This is a genomic window from Methylomonas sp. HYX-M1, from assembly GCF_040741385.1.
Lineage (GTDB): Bacteria > Pseudomonadota > Gammaproteobacteria > Methylococcales > Methylomonadaceae > Methylomonas > Methylomonas rhizoryzae.
The window spans coordinates 3,882,966-3,899,649 of sequence record NZ_CP160405.1 but is presented as its reverse complement, the minus strand read 5'-3'; the positions used below and the strand labels follow the sequence as shown (position 1 = coordinate 3,899,649).

The 16,684-nt window shown below is 53.6% G+C and carries 14 protein-coding genes; 6 read left to right on the top strand and 8 right to left on the bottom strand.

Features of this window, described 5'->3' with window-relative positions:
- Positions 1-27 precede the first annotated feature (27 nt).
- From AB0A83_RS17620 to AB0A83_RS17610, 3 genes are all read left to right on the top strand, one after another.
- Positions 28-960 carry a carbohydrate kinase family protein gene (locus tag AB0A83_RS17620; protein WP_150050656.1) on the top strand — a complete coding sequence of 311 codons (933 nt, stop codon included), beginning with the start codon at positions 28-30 and terminating at the stop codon, positions 958-960.
- On the top strand, positions 957-1,775 hold the full coding sequence (gene mazG, locus AB0A83_RS17615) for a nucleoside triphosphate pyrophosphohydrolase (RefSeq protein ID WP_367154848.1): 819 nt from the start codon (positions 957-959) through the stop codon (positions 1,773-1,775). Before AB0A83_RS17620 ends, mazG begins: the two co-directional genes overlap by 4 nt.
- A 97-nt stretch (positions 1,776-1,872) precedes the next feature.
- A complete protein-coding gene (locus tag AB0A83_RS17610) occupies positions 1,873-2,295 on the top strand; it encodes a hypothetical protein (protein ID WP_367154847.1) in 423 nt (140 codons plus the stop codon).
- 26 nt (positions 2,296-2,321) lie between these two features.
- Here the strand turns inward: AB0A83_RS17610 and AB0A83_RS17605 are convergent, their stop codons facing one another.
- Positions 2,322-3,047, bottom strand: coding sequence for a phosphoadenylyl-sulfate reductase (locus AB0A83_RS17605; RefSeq protein ID WP_150050652.1), 726 nt, complete (start codon positions 3,045-3,047; stop codon positions 2,322-2,324).
- Complete coding sequence (gene gshA, locus AB0A83_RS17600) at positions 3,044-4,630, bottom strand: glutamate--cysteine ligase (RefSeq protein WP_367156182.1); 1,587 nt, start codon at positions 4,628-4,630, stop codon at positions 3,044-3,046. Before gshA ends, AB0A83_RS17605 begins: the two co-directional genes overlap by 4 nt.
- Positions 4,631-4,702: 72 nt before the next feature.
- Here gshA and recQ point away from each other — a divergent pair, with 72 nt between their 5' ends.
- Positions 4,703-6,877 carry a DNA helicase RecQ gene (gene recQ / locus AB0A83_RS17595; protein WP_367154846.1) on the top strand — a complete coding sequence of 725 codons (2,175 nt, stop codon included), beginning with the start codon at positions 4,703-4,705 and terminating at the stop codon, positions 6,875-6,877.
- Here the strand turns inward: recQ and AB0A83_RS17590 are convergent.
- The 3 genes from AB0A83_RS17590 to AB0A83_RS17580 are packed head-to-tail and all read right to left on the bottom strand — an operon-like array spanning position 6,870 to position 8,054.
- Entirely contained in the window at positions 6,870-7,316 is a 447-nt protein-coding gene (locus tag AB0A83_RS17590; RefSeq protein WP_150050646.1) for a DUF1249 domain-containing protein, read from the bottom strand. The genes recQ and AB0A83_RS17590 overlap by 8 nt on opposite strands.
- A gap of 1 nt (position 7,317) precedes the next feature.
- Complete coding sequence (locus tag AB0A83_RS17585; RefSeq protein ID WP_150050644.1) at positions 7,318-7,722, bottom strand: 6-carboxytetrahydropterin synthase; 405 nt, start codon at positions 7,720-7,722, stop codon at positions 7,318-7,320.
- Between the two features lie 32 nt (positions 7,723-7,754).
- Positions 7,755-8,054, bottom strand: a complete 300-nt coding sequence (locus tag AB0A83_RS17580; protein ID WP_150050642.1) for a PilZ domain-containing protein — start codon at positions 8,052-8,054, stop codon at positions 7,755-7,757.
- 591 nt (positions 8,055-8,645) lie between these two features.
- Here AB0A83_RS17580 and AB0A83_RS17575 point away from each other — a divergent pair.
- Entirely contained in the window at positions 8,646-10,922 is a 2,277-nt protein-coding gene (locus AB0A83_RS17575) for a TonB-dependent receptor (protein ID WP_150050640.1), read from the top strand.
- Positions 10,923-11,167: 245 nt separating this feature from the next.
- Here the strand turns inward: AB0A83_RS17575 and AB0A83_RS17570 are convergent, their stop codons facing one another.
- The 3 genes from AB0A83_RS17570 to AB0A83_RS17560 are packed head-to-tail and all read right to left on the bottom strand — an operon-like array spanning position 11,168 to position 15,551.
- Entirely contained in the window at positions 11,168-12,478 is a 1,311-nt protein-coding gene (locus AB0A83_RS17570; protein ID WP_367154845.1) for a TolC family outer membrane protein, read from the bottom strand.
- A 4-nt stretch (positions 12,479-12,482) separates the two neighbouring features.
- Positions 12,483-13,805 carry an HlyD family type I secretion periplasmic adaptor subunit gene (locus AB0A83_RS17565; RefSeq protein WP_150050636.1) on the bottom strand — a complete coding sequence of 441 codons (1,323 nt, stop codon included), beginning with the start codon at positions 13,803-13,805 and terminating at the stop codon, positions 12,483-12,485.
- Positions 13,806-13,814: 9 nt separating this feature from the next.
- A complete protein-coding gene (locus tag AB0A83_RS17560; RefSeq protein ID WP_150050634.1) occupies positions 13,815-15,551 on the bottom strand; it encodes a type I secretion system permease/ATPase in 1,737 nt (578 codons plus the stop codon).
- An 807-nt stretch (positions 15,552-16,358) separates the two neighbouring features.
- On the opposite strand from AB0A83_RS17560, the gene AB0A83_RS17555 reads away from it, so the two are divergent.
- Positions 16,359-16,511: a PEP-CTERM sorting domain-containing protein gene (locus AB0A83_RS17555; RefSeq protein ID WP_150050631.1), complete on the top strand. Its 153-nt coding sequence runs from the start codon at positions 16,359-16,361 to the stop codon at positions 16,509-16,511.
- Positions 16,512-16,684: the final 173 nt, after the last annotated feature.

The window sequence follows — 16,684 nt, the reverse complement described above, 5'->3', positions numbered from 1 at the left end:
CACTCGTTCAACGATGAAAGGAAAACAATGAGTGCGTTAATTTGCGGATCGATGGCTTACGACACCATCATGGTGTTCCACGACAAATTCAACAATCATATTCTGCCGGACAAAGTGCACATTCTGAATGTGTCGTTCTTGGTGCCGGTGATGCGGCGCGAATTCGGCGGTTGTGCCGGCAACATCGCTTACAACTTGAAATTGTTGCAGGAAGAGCCGCTTATCATGGCTACGGTCGGACACGATTTCGAACCCTACGCGCAGTGGTTGAGTCAGTGCGGCATCAGCACCCGCTTTATCAAATTGCTGGACGATCATTACACCGGCCAAGCTTATATCACCACCGACGAGAGCGACAATCAAATCACCGCTTTCCATCCCGGCGCGATGAATTTCTCCCATCTGAACGACGTACCGCGTGGCCATGAAATCAGCATAGGCATCGTGTCGCCGGACGGCAAACAAGGCATGCAACAACACGCCGAGCAATTCGCCGAATTGGGTATTCCGTTTATTTTCGACCCCGGCCAAGGCATGCCGATGTTCGACGGCGAAGAGCTGTTGAAACTGATCGATTTGGCGGACTATCTGACGCTGAACGACTACGAATCGGAATTGATGCAACAACGTACCGGTTTGAGTCTGGCGCAGCTGGCCGAGCGCGTGCAGGCCTTGATCGTGACCATGGGGGCTAAAGGCTCGCACATCTATACCGGCGGTACATGCATCGACATTCCGGCCGCGCCGGCTAAACAGCTTCAAGACCCGACCGGTTGCGGCGACGCTTACCGGGCCGGTTTGCTGTACGGCTTGCTGAACGATTACGATTGGCAGGTCACAGGCCGCATTGCGTCCTTGTTGGGTACCATAAAAATCGAACATAGCGGCACCCAAAACCACGTGTTCACGCTGACGGAATTCAAGCAGCGTTATCTGGACACATTCGGAACGCCGTTTTGACTCTGGAGAAAACCCGGCATCTGCTGAATCTGATGGCTCGCTTGCGCGACCCGCAAACCGGTTGCGCCTGGGATCTCAAGCAGGATTTCCGCAGCCTGATTCCGTACACCATTGAAGAAGCTTACGAAGTGGCCGATGCGATAGAGCGCGGCGATTTTGAAGACCTGCGCGCGGAATTAGGCGATTTGCTGCTGCAAGTGGTGTTTCATTCCCAAATGGCCGAGGAGCAGGGCTTGTTCGATTTCGAACAGGTAGCCGAAGCCATCGGCAACAAACTGGTAGAGCGGCATCCGCACGTATTCGCCGATGCGGTATTTGCCAGCGACGCGGAGCGCCAGCAAGCCTGGGAAGACGCCAAAGCCCGCGAACGCCGGCAAAAACACGGCAACGACCAGCCGCAGAGCGTGCTGGACGGGGTGGCGAAAAGTTTGCCGGCCTTGGTGGCTTGCGAAAAAATTCAAAACCGCGCCGCCAGCCACGGTTTCGATTGGCCGGAAGCGGAACCGGTGTTCGATAAAGTGCGGGAAGAATTGCACGAGGTACACGACGCTTGGCAATCCGGCGACCAAGCTCACGTGCAGGAAGAAATCGGAGATTTGTTGTTAGTGGTCGTCAATCTGGCGCGGCATTTGAAAGTGAATCCCGAGATCGCCTTGCAACAAGCGACCAAAAAATTCACCCGCCGTTTTAATTACATCGAACGCCAAGTCGCCGCCAGCGGCCGGCAATTGTTGGATTGCCCGCTGGCAGAGTTGGACGCCTTGTGGAACGAGGCCAAGCGGGTGCAAAGCAAAAGCGCGGTGGTCGACTCTTGAGCGATGCCCGTCGCGTTGCTGTTTAAAACGTGCGCCTTGCGTGCCAATTAGGTTTTTTCTTTAGTCCCCGCCGTAAAGCTTTTACCCGCGTTCAATCATGCAAGTCATTGATATTTCTGTTTTAGCCAAACTGCTGCGCTACAGTGTCTGTGGCACGGTCACTGTTTTAGCGTTAACGACTTCCCTTCCCGGCACGGCGGCGGAACTGTTGGAGCACATCTCCGAAGACAGTGCGCCGCCGCCGACCGCCGACCAAGTGCCGGTCGACGACGGACGCATCACATACCGCGTCATATGTACGCCGGATGGCGAGCAGTTGCCTGATTGCGAGCAACCGTTGCAGGATAGGGAGAGCGCGCCGCCGGCGTCGTCTCCGGAATCCGCTGAGTCTACGTCGGTCGCGGCTGAGGAAGCCGCAGTGCAACCGGTATCGACCCAGCGAAGATCCGCTAAAAAAACCGGCTCCGGCAAAAAGGCCAAGGCTTCGTCGAAAGCGAAGCGCAAAAAAACGCGCAAATAGGGTGAGTTCCCCGCAACCTTGGCTGATTAGGTTTTGTCGACGTTCCCCGCATGCAGGCCGCATTCTTTCTTGGCCGCGTCCTCCCACCACCAGCGGCCGGCCCGTTCGTGTTGGTTGGGTAGTACCGGGCGGGTGCAGGGTTCGCAGCCTATGCTGATGTAGCCTTGCTTGTGTAAATCGTTGTAGGGCACTTGGTAGGCTTCGATATAGTCCCACACTTGGGCGGACGACCAGTTCAGCAAAGGATTGAATTTAATCAGCGGCTTGTCCGGCGTCGAGAATGCGCTATCCAGTTGCACTTCCGGTATGTCGCTACGGGTATCCAGGCTTTGATCTTTGCGTTGACCGGTAATCCAGGCGTCTAGGGTCGCCAATTTGCGTTTCAAAGGTTCCACCTTACGGATGCCGCAGCATTCGTGGTGGCCGTCCTGATAAAAGCTGAACAAGCCTTTTTCCTTGACCAATTTATCCACCGCGTCGTGGCTCGGGCTGAGTAACTCGATCTCTATTTGATAGTGTTTGCGCACCAATTCCATAAAGCGGTAGGTCTCCGGATGCAAGCGGCCGGTGTCCAGCGAAAAAACCCGGATGTCTTCGCGAAATTGTATCGCCAAGTCGATCAACACCACATCTTCGGCGCCGCTGAAGGAAATCGCGATATTGTCGAATTGGGCCAGGGCGGCTTTTAAAATGGTGCGCGGGTTTTTGCCGTGCAGTTCGGTTTGGGCGGTTGCTAGGTCGAATAGGGTCATGATTGAGAAAAATACCGGGTCAAAAAGTCGTCGAAGCTTAAACTGTCGTTAGCTTCGATGTCGGCTTGTTTCTGGATGGAGGTTTCGGCCATGTCGGCAAATTGCCGCTGGGTCTGGCTGTCCAAAGGCTGGGCCAAGAAATAGTGTTTGTGCAACGTTGAGGTCTTGCGGGCGAAACAACCGAATTCCTGATTGTTTTGCCCCATGCAGGCCAAGATGTGTGCCGACGGGGTCAGGGCGGGATTATCCACCAAGGCCAGCTGATGCTGCAGCGCCATTTGATACGGCTTGTCCACGCCGCCTTGGTCGAGCAGTGCGCAAATCGGCTGCAAGGCGTTCAGAATTTGATGGGCCCAGGTTTGCAGGCCTATAGGTTTGCCATTGTTACTCAACATCAAGCCGGGCTCCCGGCCTCGGTTAGCCACCAGCAATTGGTTGTTGTTGTTGATTTGGAATTCCTGTTCGCCTTGCGGCGGGCTGTCGTACAGCAAACAGCCCAGTAAAAAGGCTTCTATAAAGCGGGCCGTGCTTTCTTCAATGCCGATGGGATTGAACAGATTCAAATCCAAAGAGCGCATTTCCACGTACATCACGCCGCGCCGCTTGAGTGCCAAAGTCGGTTTTTCGCCGGATTCGGCGATTTGCTTGGGTCTGATGGTGCTGTAGAACTCGTTTTCGATCTGCAAAATGTTGGCATTCAGCTGCCGGTATTCGCCGTCGACTTTGATGCCGATCTTTTGATATTCCGGGTATGGGGTGTTGATCGCGGCGCTGAGGCTGTCGACATAACCGGCCAGCGAGTTGTAATCGATCTTCAATCCTGCCTGATTTTTGCTTTTGTAGCCGATGTCGCTCATGCGTAGCGAGGTGGCGTAGGGGTGGTACAGGGTGAATTCGTCGAATTCCTCGAACTCGGTCATCAACTGCGGCCGGCTTTTGAAAAAGCTTTTACAGATGGCCGGCGAGGCGCCGAACAAATATAACATTAGCCAGCCCAAGCGCTGAAAGTTGCGAATCAAGCCGAAATAACCGTCGGCGATGAATTGATCGAGTGCGCCCGGATTGCCGGCTTGGCGGTGCAGCATCGGCCACAGCGCCTGCGGTACCGAATAATTGAAATGGATGCCGGCTATCGCCTGCATGGTCCGGCCGTAACGATGCCATAAGCCCTTGCGGTAAACGTGTTTCATCTTGCCGACGTTGGAGTTGCCGTATTCGGCGATAGGTACGCTGAGGTCGCCGTCTATGCCGCAAGGCATGCTGGTGCACAGTAGCATTTCGTCGCCTAAATGCGGGTAGACAAACTGGTGAATCTTGTGCATATAGCCCAAGGTTTGCTTGATGTCGGCAAACGGCGGGGTAATGAATTCCAGCAAGGCTTCCGAATAATCGGTGGTAATGTAAGGGTGGGTCAGGGCCGAGCCCAGCGCGGCGGGATGCGGCGTCTGCGCAATCAGACCGCGCAAGTCTATGCGTAAGCTCTCTTTTTCTATGCCTTTTAAACCTAATTGCAGCAGATGGTGCAAGTTGTTGTCGAGCAGGTATTGCAGACGCTTGGGGATAGGCTGTTTAGGGTTGTTCATGAACGGGATAGTGTAGCGGCGCACTACGGCGATGTTGATATAATCGAATCCATTATAAAGGTTTAGAGTACTTTGCAAAAACTATCTCCCCCAGGTGAGCCCGTACCGGCCGCTTTGCACACCTTGCGCAGCGTGTTCGGTTACGACAGCTTTCGCGGCCAGCAGCAAGCCATCATCGAGCAAGTCGTCGCCGGCGGCGACGCATTGGTGTTAATGCCGACCGGCGGCGGCAAGTCTTTGTGTTACCAAATTCCGGCTTTGGTGCGCGACGGGGTCGGCATTGTCATTTCGCCGTTGATCGCCTTGATGCAGGATCAAGTCAACGCCTTGCATCAATTGGGGGTTAAAGCGGCGTTTTTGAATTCCACCTTGTCGCTGGAACAGGTGCGCGATACCGAGCAGCGCTTGCTAGCCGGTGAGTTGGATATGCTGTATATCGCGCCGGAACGTTTATCCAACCCGCGCACCCAAAATCTGTTCGCCCGCTGCCGGATTTCGCTGTTCGCCATCGACGAAGCGCATTGTGTGTCGCAGTGGGGACACGATTTTCGCGCGGACTATCTACAGTTGTCGGTGCTGCACCAGCAGTTTCCTCAGGTGCCGCGCATCGCGCTGACGGCGACGGCCGACGAGCGCACCCGGCAGGAAATCATTGCCCGGCTGGCGCTAGAGGAGGCCAGGCTGTTCGTCAGCGGCTTCGACAGGCCCAACATCCGCTATCGCATCGTGCAAAAAGATAACGCCCGCCGACAATTGCTGGAGTTTATTCGGGGCGAACACGACGGCGATACCGGCATCGTGTATTGTTTGTCGCGCAAAAAGGTCGAAGAAACCGCCGATTGGTTGCAGCAAAAAGGTCTGCGCGCCTTACCCTACCATGCCGGTATGAGCCACGAGCAACGGCAGCGCAATCAACACCAGTTTTTGATGGAAGATGGTTTGATCATCGTAGCCACCATCGCGTTCGGGATGGGTATAGACAAACCGAACGTCCGCTTCGTCGCGCATTTGGATTTGCCGAAAAGTGTGGAGGCGTATTATCAGGAAACCGGCCGTGCCGGCCGCGACGGTTTACCCGCCGACGCCTGGATGGCTTACGGCTTGCAGGACGTGTTGACTTTACGGCAAATGCTGGCTTCGTCCAATGCCGACGAGACGCATAAACGGGTCGAATACCACAAATTGGAAGCCATGTTGGCTTTATGCGAAACGGTCAGTTGCCGCCGCCAAGCTTTGCTGGCGTATTTCGGCGACAGTTTGGAACAAGGATGCGGCAATTGCGATACCTGCTTGGAACCGGTGCAAACCTGGGACGGCAGCGTGGCCGCGCAACAGGCCTTGTCTTGTATTTACCGCACCGGCCAACGGTTCGGCGTGGCTTATTTGGTCGACGTGCTGTTGGGCAAGGACGACGAACGCATCAAGCAATTCGGTCACGACAAACAATCCACCTTCGGCATCGGCAAGCACATAGACGAAAAACAATGGCGCTCTATCTTCAGACAGCTGGTAGCCAAGTCTTTAGTCGCAATCGATTTCGACGGCCACGGCAGTTTGAAACTCACCGAAGCCTGCCGGCCGGTGCTGCGCGGCGAGCAAACCTTGATGCTGCGCAAAGACGCCGCCAACCCTAAAAACAAGCGCGAGAAATTCGACAATCGCCGGGAGGACGGCGGCGACAATGCGCTGTGGAATGCGTTGCGCGCCAAACGGCGCGAATTGGCGGATGAACAGGACGTGCCGCCCTATGTGATTTTTCACGATGCCACCTTGATGGCGATGATGGAGGCCAGACCGCGCAATCACGAGCAAATGGCGCGTCTTTCCGGCATAGGCGAGCGCAAGTTGGACTTATACGGCGACGCCTTTTTACAAGTCTTGGCCGAGTTCGACGACAGGGAACCCGTTGCCGACAAAAAAGACACAATCAAGGAAAGTCTGGAGTTACTGAAATTGGGTTACGGCGTCGAGCAAATTGCCGGTCAGCGCGGCCTGAAAACCGATACGATTTATTCCCATCTGGCCAAAGGATTGACGCAAGGCGCGCTCCGTTCGACAGACCTAACCGACGTTTTGCTGGCTCACGGCATTTCGCAGCTGCAGATTGCCGATATCGAGAATGGGTGGTTGGCGCAGCCGGATTGGGAGGCGGGTTCGTTGAAGCCGGTTTTCGAGCAGTTCGGCGCAGCTTATAGCTATGGTGTGTTGCGCTGCGTGCACGCGCTGCTGTTGCAGCGCGTCAAATGACGTAATCGGCGGCGCTGTCGAAGTAGTAGTCGGTCTGCAAGCAATGGTCCAGCCATTTTTGTAAAAAATAGTTCAGCCGCCATTTATAATCTTGTATTTCCAAAGATTTTCCCGGATTCGGGTAGACCCGGTCGACCGCCGGCCTATCGTGGTCGCGGATCACCTCGGCCAGTTGCGCGTCTAAATACACCCTGATCCGTACCGCCGGCGCGAGTAACTCTTCCAGTGGCATTTTGAAGCAGTGGCTCAATTCTATGGTTAAGGTATAAGGATTGCGTTCCACTATCTCTACGTGCAAAGCCGGCTTGTTAGAGGTGCGGCCGACCGCGTATCTTCCCAGCTGGCGTAGATTGGGAATCAGTCTGAATAGTTTTTGATAGTTGGATTCGCAAATCTTTTCCAGGCACAGCGAGGTGTTGACCGGTTTGACCTGGCTCACGCTAATCCTCCCGGTAACAGGCATAGGCGCTGGCGGTTTCCCACAGCACCACTTGATCGACCGGCAAGCCTTGTTGTTTCAGGTGCAGGTAAATCATTTTACTGAGCACTTCCGCGGTCGGGTGTTCGTCTATCGCCAAAAAACGTTCGTTGTTGGCGATTAAGGCCGGGATGATGGGATCGTCTTTGTGCAGCAGGAAATTGTGGTCCAAATGCAAATCGACAAACGATTCCACCGCGTCGCGGACGTCGGCGAAATCGCAGAGCATGCTTTGCGCGTTTAACTGCTCGCTTTTCAGGGTGATGCTGGCTTTAACGCTGTGGCCGTGCAGGTTGCGGCATTTGCCGGGATGGTGCATCAACCGGTGTCCGTAACAGAAATAAACTTCTTTGGTGATGAGGTACATGTCTATCCCTGGCCGTAAATAAATGCTTTACGTCAATGACCTTTGATGCTTTTGATGGAGGCGGCAATTTCGTACTCGTTGTCGCCGCGTTTTATGCTGCGTACCACTTCGATAAAAGCCGTCATCGGGGGCGTGATGCTGGTTTTGGGGATTACGCTGATTTCCATTGCCAAACCCGGTTCGAAATGCTGGTCGGCGATAAAGGAAACCCCGGCGCCGCTAAGGGTGGTACAGCGTCCCGTTTTACAGTCGCTGGCGTTGGCTGGTTTGTACAGAATGTCGCAGTCGACTTCCATGCGGATGTAATCGCGCCGTTCGTCATGAGTCAACATAGAGTTCTCCGACTATTAGTTGGTTGCTAGACGTGAAATAATCGACGCGAAGTGTACTATAAAACCTTCAAACGTGTTGGTTGCGGGCGCAAATGTCCGCTTAGTTCACAGGATTTGTCTGCGAGCGACAGAATGGACGTAGCTGTTTTCCGGATACTCATGCCAAAGCGCTTGGCGCCCCGCGGATTTCCATCACTTGCCGTCCCGGTTGGAAGATGCCGGTAATCCCGTGCACGGTAGGCGGTTCGGCCGGTGCTCTCGCTCTTCCCTGCTTCCCCTTCTCAAGGTTTGTTCGGCTACAACAGCGGTTTTTGCTTCTAAATCCGATTGCGGCCGGCCAATATCTTTCCATGCTGTCGAAATCAGACGTTCAAGAGAGTGCGCTTTAGTTGCTAGACATAGTGGGGCTACATATGCCTAACTTAGCGGTATCAGGCGTCGCTTTGCCGATCTTTCAGGCTGGTCTGACACGGTTAAAGCCGGGCGGATGTCATGCCTTGTTGGTAAAAATAATATTGATTCTCATTGATGTGGAGGGTAGTATGAAATCGTCTTAACATATTTTTACATTTAAATATTCCGAGATTGCTCATGCTCAACACTAAACAAACGATTGGCGTTATGTCGCTGATTGTCACATCGGTGCAAACCGGCTTTGCCGAACAAGCTTCAGAGAAACAAACGCAAGAGAAACAAACTGCTGCTGCCGAGTTGTTGGATATCGTTAGCGTGGTGGGGAGTGCCGAAGAAGCAAAGGACATGCCTGCATCCGCAACTTATTTAGGTACCGACGATATACGCGCACAAAGTTACAGCGACGTGAACCGGATTTTGCGCAAAGCACCCGGAGTCAACATACGCGAGGAAGACGGCTTCGGTTTGTTTCCGAATATCAGTTTTCGCGGTGTGGATACCACGCGTAGTGCCAAGATCACCGTGATGGAAGACGGGGTGATGGTGGCACCGGCGCCTTATTCGGCACCGGCGGCCTATTTCAACCCGGCCGGCGGACGCATGAGCGGCCTCGAGGTTTTGAAAGGCGGGAGCCAAATCAAATACGGGCCGCACATTACCGGCGGGGTGTTGAATTATCTGTCTACGCCTATCCCGATTGAGGGCAAGGCTTATCTGAAATCGATTTACGGCAGTTACGGCGAATTCCGGTCGCACGGTTTTGTCGGCGATACCTTGGATACCGCGCACGGCCGGGTTGGTTATTTGGTGGAAGGTTTTTATCGCGGTTCGGACGGTTTTAAAACTATCGATGCCACGCCGGATTTTAATAACGGCGACCAAACCGGCTTTCAACAGGTAGAGCCTATGGTGCGGCTATCTTGGGAGCCGAATACCGCGATGTACCAAAAACTGGAGGTTAAATTCGGTTATTCCAGCATGGATGCCGACGAAACTTACTTGGGACTGAGCGAAGCGGATTTTCGGGCCGATCCCTACCGGCGCTATGCCGCGAGCCGTTTCGATAATATCGACAGCGAGCAATACGGCGGATTTGCCCGTTATTTCGTTTCGCCCACCGATAATTTGGATATCGTCACCACGGCTTATTACAAGGAATTCAATCGAAACTGGAGCAAGCTGCAAGATATTAACTTCGGTGGTGCCAACCGTGATTTGGCCCGTTCGCTGGCCGGCGATTACGGCGGCGACGGCTTGGCTTGTCTGAAAGGCAATTTTGCCTGCCAATTGCGAATTAGAGACAACAACCGCAGTTATTATGCCGGCGGCGTCGAAACCATGGCGACTTATCGCTTCGATTCCGGCGCGGTTCACCACGAATTAAACGGCGGCATGCGTTATCACGAAGATAAGGAAGATCGTTTTCAGCACGATACCCGTTACAGCCAGGCCGCCAATGGTACGATTACCGGCGTGACGCGCACAGATCCGGGTAGCCAGGACGATCGCTACGGCTTGACCAATGCTTATGCGTTTTTTCTTAAAGACCGTATGGAATGGGGCAAATGGGGATTCTCGCCGGGTATTCGCTACGAGCATTTGAACCAAGAATACGTCAATCACTTGGCGCCGGAAAGCAGCGGAAAAAGTTCGCTGGATATGTACGCCGGCGGCGCTAGCCTGGATTATCGAGTTAACGACGATTTAATGGTATTCACCAGCGCACATCGCGGTTTTTCACCGCCCAGTCCGCAGAACTCGGTGGTCGATAAATTGCTGGAAGAGTCTTCTAACGCTTACGAATTGGGCGCTAAATATTCGCGCGGGGCGTTCAACGCCGAAATCACCGGTTTTTACACTCAATTTGAAAACCTGTTAGTTGTCAGCAACATCGGCGGCACCGGGACCGGGAAAAGCGAGAATTTCGGCAAGGTCGACAGCCGTGGCGTTGAAGTAGCGATGAATTACGATGCCGGCGAGGATTGGGGCTGGGGCTTTAGTAACCCGTATTTTCTGGCGTTCACTTACACCGATACCGAGCAGTTGAATAACGCGGCTTCGACCGACGCGGAATCGATCTTTAGCTACGGAAAAGTAGGCAACAAGATTCCCTACATCCCCGATTTTACCTTGAGCTTCGGCAGCGGTTTGCATTTTCAGCGCTGGGGCATGGAGGTAGCGGCGAATTACGTCAGCGAAACCTTTACCAGTGCGAATAATACCGAAAGCCAAATCAACGGCATAGGTCGCGTGGATTCTCGCTACGGTAAAACCGACGAATACGTGATCCTGGATGTTTCCGCTTATTACAAAGTGGCTAAAGGCGTGAAGATACTCGGCGGAGTACAGAACGCCGGCAACGAGGAATACATCGTTTCCCGCCAACCTTACGGTCCTCGCCCCGGTATGCCGCTGTTCGCTTACGGCGGATTCGAACTGGACTTCGATATCTAGCGTTGAGTCCGCGCTGAGTGCCGTATCGGACAAAGGCTGATGCGGCACTCAGTGCATTTCAATTTTCGGTTGTCGAGTCGTCACCGTCGTTGCTTCTTTCCGTGAAGAGTTTATAAAACCTGACGGCTTGACCATCGCGCTTCGGCGGGTTCAAAAGAAATGGGTTAGGCCTAGCTTAATGGCATGGCGGCGGACGAGGGGCAGGCTATGGCCGGCCTATATCAAAGTCTCGTCCTCGCTTGGCTTTAGTTTTTAAGTGGGACTGTCAGCCACTGGTTGACTTCTTGTATGTTGTCTTCGCTGATGGAGCCTATCGCTTTCAAAAATCGAATCCGGTTGGTGATGTAATTGTATTTGGTGCCGGCTAAGTCTCGCTTGGCTTTGTATTCTTGTTGTTGCGCCCTGAGCAAGTCGGCGACGGTTTCCACTCCGAATTTCAAGCCTTTTTGCATGGCTTCGCGCGATTTCACCGCAGAGGCCAAGGCTTTTTCGGAGGCTTTGATGCGTCTGGCGTCGGCGTTGGAGGCCGAAAAAGCGTCGCTGGTTTCTTTAACCAATTCGCGTAGTTTGATTTCGCTTTCGTCCTTGGCGATTTCCAGGCGGCTTTGGGCTTCGTCTACCCGGTACATGGTGGTGCCGCCGGTAAAAATCGGCACGTTGACGTTGATGGCGGCGGCTTGGGTTTGGGTGTGGCTGGTGCGCGAACTTTGGAAGCCGATGTCGGTATCGTAAAAATACAATTGCAGATCGACCACCGGCAAGTGTTTGGCGCGTTGTGCGACCACGTTGTCGCTGGCGGCTTCGATCGCCAGTTTTTGCGCGGCCATGCCGGGATTTTGACCCTGCGCGACGGCTATCCAGTCTTCCAGTTTGCCTTCGATTTCCGGAAAGTCGATTTCGTCTTGCAAAGGGCTCAATTGTTGCGGCGTTTGACCGGTCAGCTGGGTCAAGGCTTGTCTGGCGATGATGAGCTGGCTTTCCGCCGCTATCGCTTCGGCTTTAAGCTGGTCGAGGCGGGCCTCGGTTTCGTAAAGATCGGTGATTTTGATCAATTGCTTGTCGAATTGCTTTTTGACTTGTTCCAATTCGTTTTGCGTCGCGTCGATTTCCGCCAGGGTCAGATTCAGCTGGTCGGCGGCGGCCAAAACGTCGAAATAGCGCTCGACCACGTTGAACAGCAAATTGTGTTGGGCGACCAGTAATTCGGTGGTGTATTGATCTTCTATGCGTTGCGCGCGTTTCCAGTCCCAGAATTTGCCGAAATCGATCAAGGTTTGGTTCAACGACACGTAATAGCGGGTGCCCTTGTAATGCTGGCCGCCAAAATTGACGATCTGTTGGTCGTTGGCCGACCAGTTGGCGGTACCCGTTACTTGCGGCAACATTTGGCCCATCGCTTGTCCGGTTTGGGCGCTACCGAGATCCAGTTTGTCCGCGGCGCCTTTGAGTTCCGGATCGGCCAGCAGTGCTTGATGATAAATTTCCAATAAGTTTTCCGCCGCCGCCGGGCAGGCGAAGCCCAGTGCAGCCAAAAGGCATAATGCGGGTTTGGCCATGGGCTCAGTCCTCAATGAATGCCCGGGCGAAGGCGTTTGTTATCGGTTGCGTGAGATATTCGAACAAGGTGCGTTCGCCGGTTTTGATCAACACTTCTACCGGCATGCCGGGTACTAGTTCCAGATGGGCCATTTTTTCGATACTTTCCGGGGTTAGCGTGACTTCCGCTTGGTAGTAAGACTTGCCTTCTTTTTCGTCGGTGAAACTATCGGCGGATAGGGTGGTGACCTTGCCTTCGATAACCGGCGTCAAGGCCTGCTTGAACGCGGTAAAGCGCACGTCGGCAATCAGACCGACGCTGACTCTGTCGATATCGATAGGCGCAACGCGGGCCGAGATGACCAACTCTTCTTTTAGCGGGACGAGGTCCATGATGGGGGTGCCCGGCATCACCACGCCGCCTATGGTATGCACCGTCATGCCCATCACCCGGCCGTCGACCGGGGCCTTGATGTCTATGCGCACTACTTTGTCGCGGGTGGCCAGGATGCGTTGATTGACTCCGTACAAATCGGTTTGCGTCTCGCTCATCTTGGTGGTGACTTCTTCCTGAAATTTTTTCTCCAATTGCAGGATTTGCAGCTTGGTTTCGCCGATTTGCACTTGGTTGGAGGCTATCTCCGAATTGATAGAGGAGATGTCGCCTTTATTCATGGTGTGGTTGCGTTCGATGTCGCGTAGACGCTGTTTGTCGGCGAAACCTTCCGCCAATAGTTCTTTGAGGTCTTTAGCCTCTTCGGCATAGGATTCCACTAATTCCTGTTTGCTGGCGCGTTGCCCTTGCAAGCCGGCGATGATGGAATTGAGTTGTTGAATGCGCTGCTTGAGCACCTCCATTTCGCCTTCGCGGGCAATCTTGCGGGCCATGAACAATTGGTTTTCGGTTTTTTTGGCTTCGCTGATGCGCGCATCGCTGTCGTCATCCAGGCTGGGCGGATAGCGTACCGATTGCAAGCCGTCGCGTTCGGCCTCCAGCCGAGCCAGCTGAGCCGCCAAGGTGATAAATTGGCCGCGGGCGATTTCCAACTGGGCTTTGTTTTCGGTCCCATCCAGGGTCAACAGCAAATCGCCGGCATGGACCACGTCGCCCTCCTTGATCAGCATTCGGCTGACGATGCCGCCGTCCAAATGTTGTATGGTTTTCCGGTGCGATTTGACCGCTACCACGCCGGGAGCATAGGCCGCGCCGTCTATCGGTGCCAGAAAACTCCAGGCGAAGAATACCCCAACGGTGCATAGCAGGACGATAGTGCCTAAACGGCGGATCGGCCTGTCGTCGGTGACCAGATGAAGCGAAGATTGTTCGATGTTGGGTTGCGAGTTCATGGTGGGAGGTTATGCCGGTTCCGGGTTGGGTTGGGCGTTGGTTTGTTGTTGGATGTTTCTTTGCAAATGCGCGATTACCTGTTCGCGCAAGCCGTAAAGCGCCAGCTTACCTTCGTTCAAAATCAGCAGTTTATCCACTTTCGACAGCGCGTTCTGGCGGTGCGAGACCAATATCACCGTCACTTGCCGTTGTTTTAATTGGTTAAGTGCTTGCGCCAGCGCTTCCTCGCCTTGGTCATCCAAATTGGAATTCGGTTCGTCCAACACCACGATGACCGGATTGCCGTACAAGGCCCGTGCCAGACCTATGCGTTGGCGCTGGCCTCCGGATAATGTGGCGCCGCCCGGCCCGATCGGCGTATCGTAACCGTTCGGCAAATGCAAGATCAGCTCGTGTACTCCGGCCATTTGCGCGGCTTCGATAACTTTTTGCGCATCGACGGCGCCGAAGCGGGCGATGTTTTCGCTGATCGAGCCTTCGAATAGTTCGATGTCTTGCGGTAAATAGCCGATGTAGGGGCCTAACTCCAGGCGATTCCAGGTCGCGATGTCCGCACCGTCCAAGCGAATTTTACCGGCGGAGGCCGGCCAAATGCCCAACACCGCCCGGGCGAAGGTCGATTTGCCGGCTCCGCTGGGGCCAACCACGCCGATTAGGTCGCCGCGTTCCATAACCAAACTGATGCCGCGCAAGGTGGCTTTTTGCGAGCCGGGCGGATTGACTTGTACTGCTTCGAATTCGATTTGCCCGGACGGCGGCGGCAATGACATTTTTTCGCTTTCCGCGGGTACTTCCAGCAATATGTCGTGCAAACGCTTGTATTGACCACGGGCGCTGATAAAGCCTTTCCAGGTGCCTATCAACAAGTCAATAGGGGCTAGTGCACGGCCTAGTAGAATGGAGCCGGCGATCATCAAGCCCGGCGAAATTTCCCTTTCGACCGCCAAATAAGCGCCCAAACCTAAAATCGCCGACTGTGCGGTGAGGCGCACAACTTTGGAAATCGCGCTGATTAAGCCGGCTCTGGAGCTGGCGATCGATTGCAGTTCCAGTATTTTATAGGTGGTTTCCAGCCAGCGGCGGCGAATGTCGGCCAGCATGCCCATGGACTCGATCACTTCGGCGTTTCTGAGATTGCGGGCGACTTGCGCGCGGCCTTGCACAGCCATATCGTTGGCTTCCGCGAGCGGCTTGGCGGTCAATTTTTCGTTGACGATGGCGATAGCCATTAGCAGCAGGACTATCGCGACCGAAAACCAACCGTACCAAGGATGAAACACGAATAGCAAGGCTACATAAATCGGCAGCCAGGGCGCGTCGAAAAATGCGAACAAGCCGTTGCCGGTTAAAAATTGCCGCAACGCAGTTAAATCTTCCAATGGTTGCGTGCCGGCGCGCTGGTTGCTGGCCAGCGATTGTTGAAAGGCGACGGCGAATACCCGGTAATTCAGCAAGGTTTCCAGTCTGGCGCTGACCCGCACCAGAATTTGCGAGCGTATCCATTCCAGAAAACTCATGGTCAGGTACAGTGCGATCATCAAAATGGTCAGCATCAGCAAGGTCGACTTATTGCCGGTAGAGACCACGCGATCGTAGAGCTGCAGCATGTATATGGACGGGGTCAGCATCAACAGGTTTATCACCATGCTGAAGCCGGCGGCGGAGATGAAAGCGCCTTTGCATTCCATCAGGGCGAGTTCTAAATCGGAGCGAAGCGGATTCGCTGAGGCGTTTTTTCGTTGCATCGGGTTCGAGTGGCTATGCGGTTATCGGAAAGAGTTTACCGCATTGACGCAAATGCGCGGTAAGAATGGCGGTTAGGGACGAATAAATCCATCGAATGTATGGGTGTAGGCCATAAGTAGGTAGGCGTCAACTAATTTTACAGGGTTTGATGGCGTTTCGAGTCGATATAAGTTGATCGTTGGATCTTTTCGGCGCGTGAAGACGGATTCTGGCTTGCGGGTTTGATTCGGCGATCGACATTGTTTTTGCCGGTGACATTAAAGATAGATTAAGGTTGGATTAAAGATAGGTTTAGTAATCCGTGCTGTTGATGCCGTTTATTTAAACCGGAAAGTGGCCGGTAATGTGACGAAGTCGGCAAAAACTGTCATAACTGTCTAAATTAGCAATCTCTAATGCTTTAGGGCCTGGTGGGCCTTGCTGAGTGCCATTGGTGTAGAGATTGGCTATTTTATTTTTAAAATCAATTATTTATTTTTTGTTTCGGTTTGGCGGGAATACAAGCCGGCGACTAGTTTATGTAATGCAAGTAAAGCGTCAGTAAATTTTACAAACTGGGTCTAAAAATCGGTTAAATGGCAAGAATTTGAAACGAATCACGTTCGTTGAGCCGAGATTTGTAGATATGGCCTGATGTTTGCTTGTTTTGTGTCAGCGAGAATAAGCGGTATCCCTCGCGACCGGAAACTGGAATTGTTCATGAGTGACTTCGCTCGAACGGAAAATATGCGGTAGCTGTCCGTGCGGTCTGTTGATACATGATCCCAGTTAACATTCATTCAGTTATTACAGGTTAGGTAAGTATCATGGGTAAATTGGTTTCTCTGCTAGTAATGTCGTTGGCTGCCGTTCCCGCATTTGCAGCTCCCACATTCAATCTTCCGGAGCCGGAAGCTTATTCTTTGTTGGCCATCGGCGCTTTAGCTTTTGCGGTGGCAAAAAAACGCGCGAAAAAATAAGTTAGTCAGCATTGCGCCTTGGGAGATCCTGTCAACATTTCCGGAATCCGTCCGGAGAGTCTGGGATCCCCGGGGCTTCATCGCCCACAGCCGTTACCGGCAGCGTTAGGCTAAAGGGGTTTTACTTAGCGCACTGCAAAGCCGTAGAGCGCCCGCCTGCGCGTTCATTTCGG

Excerpts from the sequence above, each read along its gene's own strand:
- AB0A83_RS17610 (WP_367154847.1), top strand. The coding sequence starts at position 1,873 with ATGCAAGTCATTGATATTTCTGTTTTAGCCAAACTGCTGCGCTACAGT.
- gshA (WP_367156182.1), bottom strand. The coding sequence starts at position 4,630 with ATGAACAACCCTAAACAGCCTATCCCCAAGCGTCTGCAATACCTGCTC.
- AB0A83_RS17555 (WP_150050631.1), top strand. The coding sequence starts at position 16,359 with ATGGGTAAATTGGTTTCTCTGCTAGTAATGTCGTTGGCTGCCGTTCCC.
- AB0A83_RS17585 (WP_150050644.1), bottom strand. The coding sequence starts at position 7,722 with ATGTACCTCATCACCAAAGAAGTTTATTTCTGTTACGGACACCGGTTG.
- AB0A83_RS17620 (WP_150050656.1), top strand. The coding sequence starts at position 28 with ATGAGTGCGTTAATTTGCGGATCGATGGCTTACGACACCATCATGGTG.
- AB0A83_RS17565 (WP_150050636.1), bottom strand. The coding sequence starts at position 13,805 with ATGAACTCGCAACCCAACATCGAACAATCTTCGCTTCATCTGGTCACC.
- AB0A83_RS17605 (WP_150050652.1), bottom strand. The coding sequence starts at position 3,047 with ATGACCCTATTCGACCTAGCAACCGCCCAAACCGAACTGCACGGCAAA.
- AB0A83_RS17560 (WP_150050634.1), bottom strand. The coding sequence starts at position 15,551 with ATGCAACGAAAAAACGCCTCAGCGAATCCGCTTCGCTCCGATTTAGAA.
- AB0A83_RS17570 (WP_367154845.1), bottom strand. The coding sequence starts at position 12,478 with ATGGCCAAACCCGCATTATGCCTTTTGGCTGCACTGGGCTTCGCCTGC.
- AB0A83_RS17580 (WP_150050642.1), bottom strand. The coding sequence starts at position 8,054 with ATGTTGACTCATGACGAACGGCGCGATTACATCCGCATGGAAGTCGAC.
- AB0A83_RS17575 (WP_150050640.1), top strand. The coding sequence starts at position 8,646 with ATGCTCAACACTAAACAAACGATTGGCGTTATGTCGCTGATTGTCACA.